Genomic DNA, 6,573 nt, shown 5'->3' with positions numbered 1-6,573 from the left:
CCTGGTGTGAGCGGTCCCGGGCGCCCCCGCCCGCAGGGGGGCCAGCGCGGCCCGCTGGGCCGTGTCGGCGCCGCTTATATCTATCACGTCTAAACGGGGGGGCGTGGGGGGGTCGACGGCGAGCAGCCGGGCCAGCAGCGCGCCCACCACGGGCGCGGCGGCGGCCGGGTTCTCGGTGTCGATCCACAGCGGCCTGGTCAACGGCACCGGCACGCAGTAGGGGATGCGCGGGCCGCCGCGGTCGGGGGCGTGCAACTCGCCGATCCTGATGCCGTCGGCGGGCACGGGGTCGCGCTGCCAGACGGGCGAGTGCCAGGCGGCGAGGGCGGGCGGCAGCCGCGGTTCGGTCCTGGCCAGTTCCTCGATCAGTTGCTCGCTGTCGCGACGGTGATCGGCCTCGGCGGTGGCGGTGAGCTCATCGGCCCGCCGCTGCGCGGCCAGGCGGGCCTGCTCGGCCGCGGCGCCGGTGCGGGTGGCCGGGTCGGCGACCGCCGCCGAGAGCTCCTCGTCCAGCCGTCTGGCGGCGTAGTCGCGCGCGGCCACCAGCGCAGCCGCCGAGCGGGCCGCGTCCTCGAAGATCATCCACAGCCGTTCCAGGCCGTAGCCGACCTCCACCTCGGGGCCACCGTCGGGCGCATGGGTGCGCCGTGGCCCGGTGCCCGAGCCGTCCGCCGCGCCGTGCGGACCCGGGTCCTCGACCTCGATGCCGTGCGCGGGCAACAGAACCGGCAGGCCGCCCGCGTAGCCCTGGCCGACCGCGCGCACCTTCCAGTCCTCGCCGCGCCGGTACACCTCGAGGCAGATCAGCGCGCTCTCGCCCGCCGCCGGTTCGACGTCGAAACGCACCAGCGCCTCGCCCTCGCCGTCGGTGAGCACGGTGCGCACCCGGCCGAGCGCGCGCCGCGGGTCCTCGGCGCTGACCACCAGCAGCACCGCGGCCGCGTCGGCGCGCAGTTCGCCGACGTTCACCTCCAGCCGCGCGCCGCTCAACCGCACCCCGCCGGTCTCGGTCTGGTTGTAGAACACGAAGTCGGCGTTGGCCGCGCAGCGCAGATCCTCGCCGACCACCAGCGCGCACACGTCCAGCGCGCTGTCGGCCTGTGCCTGGAAGGTCACCGCCCGCGCGGCCAGCGCGACGTTCTGGCCCGCCTGGAGTCGAGTCACCGCTGCCCCTCCGATGTCCGTGCCGCGCGGGTCAGAGGAAGCGGCCGAGCTGCGGGATCGCCTCGCCGGGATGCTTGGCCTGGAAGCCATCGCCGAGCGCCTGCAGCTTCCACTCCCCGCCGGCCCGGAACACCTTCGCCATCGCCATCGCGGTGAAGGGCATGCCGCCGGAGAGGGTGTAGCGGGCCAGCTCGGCGTTGTTCTGGCCGTCGACCAGGCGGCAGAAGGCGTTCTTGACCTGTTCGAAGGTGTGGCCCTTGTAGGAGGTGACGATGAAGAGCAGGGTGGTGATGTGCGCGGGCACCCTGGTCAGATCGACCAGGATCACCTCGTCGTCGCCGTCGCCCTCGCCGGTCAGGTTGTCGCCCTGGTGGCGCACCGAGCCGTCCTTGGACGACAGCTGACCGTAGTAGGCGAAGTCGGCCGGGTTGCCGTCGGCGAACATGATGACCGAGGCGTCGAGGTCGATGTCGACGGTGCGGTTGCCGAACATGCCGCGCGTGGTCACCGGGTCCCAGCCAAGGCCCATCTTCACGAAGGTCAGCGCGGTGCCGCCCTCCTTGCGCAGGGTGACCCGCTGGCCCTTCTGCAGGCTGACCGGACGGTCCTTGCGCAGGCTGACCTCACCGGACGGCGCGGGCGCGCCCTGCGGGTACTGCTGCGTGGGCGGCGGGTAGCCACCCTGCGGCGGATACTGCTGCGTCGGCGGCGGATACCCACCCTGCGGCGGATACCCGGCCTGGTGCCCGTACTGCGCGGGCGGGACCTGCTGGGTCGGCGGCGGGGGCGCCTGCGCGGGCGCGCTCTGCTGCGGCGCGGGGGAATCCACGTTCACGCCGTGATCGGTGACCAGCGCGGCGAATCCGCCCGCATAGCCCTGACCGACCGCGCGCACCTTCCACGCGCCCTGCCTGCGGTACACCTCGAGCGCGATGACGATCGACTCCCGGTCCAGGCCGTCGATCCGGTACTCGTAGAGCCGCGTGCCCGCGGTGTCGGAGACGATCGCGGTGGGCGGGGCGAAGGCGCCGAAGCTGGAGCTCGCGTCGTCGAGGGTGATGACCGCGCGGATCTGGTCGATGTCGGCCGGGATCTGGTTCAGGTCGATCGACAGCGAGGCGGATTGCCCCGCCGGACCGGGCACCAGCCGAACCCCCGGACCGATCGGCTGGTTGTAGAAGACGAAATCCGCGTCCGTGCGCACCTTGCCCCGGTCGGTCACCAGCAGGGCGGACAGATCCGCCGGCGCCGTCAACTGCACGGAAATGACCAGCCCATCGGTGTTCAGCGGACCGTTCTGCCCCTTGGCGAGTGTTGCGGACAAGGTCGACCCTTCGCTCGTCGGTGCGTTCTCTGCCACTCTACGACCAAGCGGCCCGGTACCGCCGTCGTTGCCGCCCTCGTTGCCGCATGGCCGCCACGGCGATCGGTTAGTGTTGCGGCACATGGACAGGGCCCGGCCACCCGAGGCCCGGTGACGGGCGGAACAGACAGCAGGCAATCACCGCTATGGCACAACTTTTCGAACAATCGAAGAAGGTGATCGAGGCCCACCTCGCGGGCACAAGCATCCGCGCGTTGTCCGGCTCGATGATCGCCTACGAAGGCAATGTGCAGTTCAAGTCGGCGGGCTTCGGCGGCGGCGACGGCGTGCTCGCCGGCCTCAAGCGCAGGGCCACCGGCGAGAAGCTGTCGCTGATGGAGTGCTCGGGCAACGGCCGGGTGTTCTTCGCCGTCAACGGGCAGAACGTCACCGTGGTGAACCTCAACGGCGAGACCCTGCAGGTGGAGTCCCAGCAGTTGCTCGCCTTCTGCGGAAACCTGCGCACCGACGTGCGTTTCGCCGGGCTCGGCGGCGCCACCACCGGCGCGGGCCTGTTCACCACCACCGTCACCGGGCACGGCCAGGTCGCGCTGCTGTCGGCGGGCGGGCCGCTCATCCATCTCGAGGTGTCCCCGCAGTATCCGCTGGTCGTCGACAAGGACGCCTTCGTCGCCGCGCAGGGCAATGTCACCAGTTCCTTCGTGACCGACATGTCCTGGCGGACCTTCACCGGTTCCGACGGCGGCGAGGCCTTCTCGCTGCGCTGGGACGGTCAGGGCGTCGTGCTGATCCAGCCGGCGGAACGGTAAGGGGAGCGCCGATGTTCGAGCAGGTCAACGGCAAGGTCGTCAAGGTCGATGTCGGCCCGGCAGGCGGCGTGGTGGCACGCACCGGCGCGATGCTGTTCTACCAGGGCGATGTCGTCTTCAGCCCGCACCAGATCCCCGGCGCACAGGGCATGGGCGGCGGGCTGATGGGCATGGCGGGCCGCATGCTCGCCGGTGAGCACGAGCGCACCATGCTGGCGCAGGGCCACGGTCAGGTGCACTACGGCTTCGCCGGTCTCGAGGTCCACGTGGTGCACCTACAGCACGGCGCGGCGCTGCGGGTGGAGGCCTCCCGCCTGCTGGCCTACACCGCGGGACTGCAATCGTCCGTCGTGTCGGTGGCCGGTTCCGGTGGCGGCGGCGGTGGCGGGCTCATGGGCGCGCTGCGCGGCGCGGCCGGCGGCGCGCTGACCGGACAGGGCATGTTCACCACCCAGCTGTCCGGGCACGGCGCCGCGGTGCTGCTCGGGCACGGCGGCTTCCTGGAACTGCCGGTGGGCGGGCCGAATCCGGTGGTGGTCGACCCACAGGCGTTCGTCGCCGCCTACGGCACCGTCAACACCGAACTCAAGGCGGCCCTGAGCTGGCGCGACGCCGTCGGCCGCGGGTCGGGTGAAGCGATGCAGTTGCAGTGCACCGGGCAGGGCGTGGTCTACGTCCAGGCTTCCGAAGAAAAGCTGTGAGCGGGAGAGTTGTGAGCTGATGGCCCAGATCCTGAACCCGATGAATCTCGGTGAGAGCGACAACATCCCGGGAAACAGCTACGCCTACTGCATCGACCTGACCAAACCGTGGTTCATGCGCAAGGGCGCGATGATCGCCTACTACGGCCAGATGTCGTTCAAGGCCCTCACACACGGGTTGGAGGGCCACCTGATGAACATGGTGGCGCGGCGGTTCTCCGCGCCACTGTTCACCGGTGACTACGTGGTGGCCGAGGGGCACGGCAAGCTCGTCATCGGCGATCGCGGCTACGACATCAACTCCTACGACCTCGACGACGGCAATCTCACCATCCGCGCGGCCAACCTGCTCGCCTTCGAGCCGGAGCTGTCGCTCAAGCAGTCCATCGTCCCCGGCTTCCTGACCCTGATCGGCACCGGCAAGTTCCTCGCCTCCTCCAACGGCCCGGTCATCTTCGCCGAACCGCCGCTGCGGGTCGACCCGGAATCGCTGGTCGGCTGGGCGGACTGCCCCTCGCCGAGCCACCACTACGACGAGAACTGGATCAACGGCTTCCTGGCCGCGGGCGCGGCCGCCTTCGGCGTGAACTCCGGCGAGGAGCGCCAGTTCGACTTCACCGGCGCGGGCACGGTGCTCATCCAGTCCAGCGAGAAGGTGATGAGCGACTCGATGCTGGTGCGCACCATCGAGGGTCAGTTGCAGAGCGGCATCACGGTGCCGGGCCTGCAACGGCTACAGGCCACCATCACCTCGCAGCTGGCCCAGCAGCAGGGATACTGACGGTCCAGGGCCGGTCAGGCGACGGCCCGGTCGGCCCGCTCCGACTCGGTGACCAGCCAGTCCAGGATCTCCTCGCCCGCGACGATCCCGCCCGCCTCGGTGACGGTGAGATTCGGTGCGGTCCAGCCCAGCTGCTCGAGTTCACCGTGTCGTGGCCGGATCGCCCGGTCGGCGGCGAGCAGCATCTCCGCGTCCAGCGCGCCGTCGCCCGCGGCGAGGGTGGTGGCGCCCTCGGCCAGCTCGCCCGCCTCGATCAGCCGCCTGCGCACCTCGGCCACGGCCACGCTCTTGCACACCGCCTGCGGCATGCTGTAGATCTTGCGCCCCTGCTGGGAGGCGGTCCAACCACGCGAGCGGCACCAGTCGTCCCACTCCGCCAGAAAATCCGGCGGCGTGGCGGCGGGCTCCACCACCAGGTAGCAGAACAGGTGGTCGGCGATGCGGAACCGGCGCACCCAGCTGTCGTCGATGCGGCGGCGCAACTCGGCGCTGACGTGCGAGAGAGTGGTGCCGCCCGCCCGCACCTTCGCGTCGACATCGGTGCGCCAGCGCATGTCGGGGATACCGTCGACCAGGATGTTGCCGCCGTTGCTGGTGACCGCGTAGCGCCACGGCGCGCCGGGCAGGCGGATGCGGGTGAACTGCTTGATCGTCCTGGTGGTGGTCGGCAGCACCGCCGCCGACTCGGTGAGCGAACGCAACCGCCGCGCCGCGACCGTGGTCATGTACGACAACGGCTCGCCGTCCAGATGCTCCACACACACCGTCGCGGGCGCGGCGGCGCCGAAGGCGTTGCGGGAGTAGATCATCGTGCGGTCGAGGTCGGTGGCGACCAGCGCCTCCGGCCGGGGTCTTCGAGCAAGCATCACTCCTGCACTTCCTTGATCAATCCCATACACGAATACGCCAGTTCGGGCACCTCGACCACCGGCACCCCGCGTGCCCGCGCCAGCAACCTGATGTGCGCGTGCTCGGGCGCCTCGGCCTCGCGCACCAGCACCCGCCACGGCACCCGTCGCAGCAGCACCCTGGTGGTCTCCCCCACGCCCGGCTTGACGAAATTGACGCTGCTGATGCCGTATTCGGCGCGCACCGCCTCCACCGACGCCCAGCCCGCCCAGGTGGGAGTGCGGTCGCTCGCCCGCACCGCCGCCACTTCGGCGGGCACCCGGTCGGCCACCGCGTCGAAGGCCGCCTCGACAGTGTCGAGCAGGCGGATCGAGACGTCCTGGCCAGCCAGGTGCCGGTAGAACTTCGCGCCGTGGAAATCGCCCGGCCCGATCAGGGTGTCGTTGAGCACCGTGCGCGAGACCAGCCCGGACACCGTGGAATTCAGGCAGGCCGAGGCGATGAGGAAGTCGTCGCGGGTGCCGAAGGTGCGCACGCAGCTGCCCGGGTCGGCCAGCACCGCCAGGTCGGGGTCGAAGCGCGCCCCGCCCGCCGCGTGATAGACCTCGAGCGCCTCGGCGAGCTCCTTGGCGATCGCGCCCTTGCCGGTCCAGCCGTCCACGAAGACCACCGAGGCCGGATCGTGGTGCGCGGCCAGATAATCCAGCGCCACCGCGTCGATCCCGCGATCACGCACGATGGACACCGCATAGTGCGGCACGTCCAGTGCGCGCTCGCCGATGCGGCCACGCCGGGCCAGCCAGCGCTTCATCAGCACGCCGATCGGGGTCCCCGCCCTGGCCAGCGACACCAGCGTCACGTCGGGCCCGCGCTCGGCGACCACCAGCTCGGCCACCGTCGCCACCCCCAGCGCGAGCCGCTCGGCGCAGTCGGCCAGAACCGTCT

At 71.0% G+C, this 6,573-nt stretch carries 7 protein-coding genes; 3 read left to right on the top strand and 4 right to left on the bottom strand.

Annotation, left to right across the window (positions count from 1 at the left end):
• Window positions 1-1,164: TerD family protein (locus QH283_RS20960; RefSeq protein ID WP_280504678.1), on the bottom strand; the 1,164-nt coding region annotated here is incomplete at its 3' end.
• 31 nt (window positions 1,165-1,195) lie between these two features.
• Window positions 1,196-2,488 (bottom strand): TerD family protein, encoded by a 1,293-nt coding sequence (locus tag QH283_RS20955; RefSeq protein WP_280504677.1) that lies wholly within the window; start codon window positions 2,486-2,488, stop codon window positions 1,196-1,198.
• Window positions 2,489-2,673: 185 nt separating this feature from the next.
• On the opposite strand from QH283_RS20955, the gene QH283_RS20950 reads away from it, so the two are divergent.
• Genes QH283_RS20950 through QH283_RS20940 form a run of 3 tightly spaced genes read left to right on the top strand, consistent with a single transcriptional unit; the run spans window position 2,674 to window position 4,779 of the window.
• Window positions 2,674-3,297, top strand: a complete 624-nt coding sequence (locus QH283_RS20950; protein WP_280504676.1) for an AIM24 family protein — start codon at window positions 2,674-2,676, stop codon at window positions 3,295-3,297.
• 11 nt (window positions 3,298-3,308) lie between these two features.
• Window positions 3,309-3,998: an AIM24 family protein gene (locus QH283_RS20945; RefSeq protein ID WP_280504675.1), complete on the top strand. Its 690-nt coding sequence runs from the start codon at window positions 3,309-3,311 to the stop codon at window positions 3,996-3,998.
• Between the two features lie 19 nt (window positions 3,999-4,017).
• Window positions 4,018-4,779: an AIM24 family protein gene (locus QH283_RS20940; protein ID WP_280504674.1), complete on the top strand. Its 762-nt coding sequence runs from the start codon at window positions 4,018-4,020 to the stop codon at window positions 4,777-4,779.
• Between the two features lie 14 nt (window positions 4,780-4,793).
• Here QH283_RS20940 and QH283_RS20935 read toward each other — a convergent pair whose 3' ends face one another.
• Both QH283_RS20935 and QH283_RS20930 read right to left on the bottom strand, forming a co-directional pair.
• Window positions 4,794-5,645 (bottom strand): HAD family hydrolase, encoded by an 852-nt coding sequence (locus tag QH283_RS20935; protein ID WP_280504673.1) that lies wholly within the window; start codon window positions 5,643-5,645, stop codon window positions 4,794-4,796.
• On the bottom strand, window positions 5,645-6,573 hold a 929-nt coding region (locus tag QH283_RS20930), incomplete at its 5' end, for a cysteine protease StiP family protein (protein ID WP_280504672.1). The genes QH283_RS20935 and QH283_RS20930, both read right to left, overlap by 1 nt.

This window comes from Nocardia farcinica (genome assembly GCF_029867845.1).
In the GTDB taxonomy this organism is placed as follows: Bacteria; Actinomycetota; Actinomycetes; order Mycobacteriales; family Mycobacteriaceae; genus Nocardia; species Nocardia farcinica_A.
Note: the sequence above shows the minus strand (reverse complement) of the source record. Positions and strands in the feature narration are given on the sequence as shown.

Excerpts from the sequence above, each read along its gene's own strand:
- QH283_RS20950 (WP_280504676.1), top strand. The coding sequence starts at position 2,674 with ATGGCACAACTTTTCGAACAATCGAAGAAGGTGATCGAGGCCCACCTC.
- QH283_RS20945 (WP_280504675.1), top strand. The coding sequence starts at position 3,309 with ATGTTCGAGCAGGTCAACGGCAAGGTCGTCAAGGTCGATGTCGGCCCG.
- QH283_RS20935 (WP_280504673.1), bottom strand. The coding sequence starts at position 5,645 with ATGCTTGCTCGAAGACCCCGGCCGGAGGCGCTGGTCGCCACCGACCTC.
- QH283_RS20940 (WP_280504674.1), top strand. The coding sequence starts at position 4,018 with ATGGCCCAGATCCTGAACCCGATGAATCTCGGTGAGAGCGACAACATC.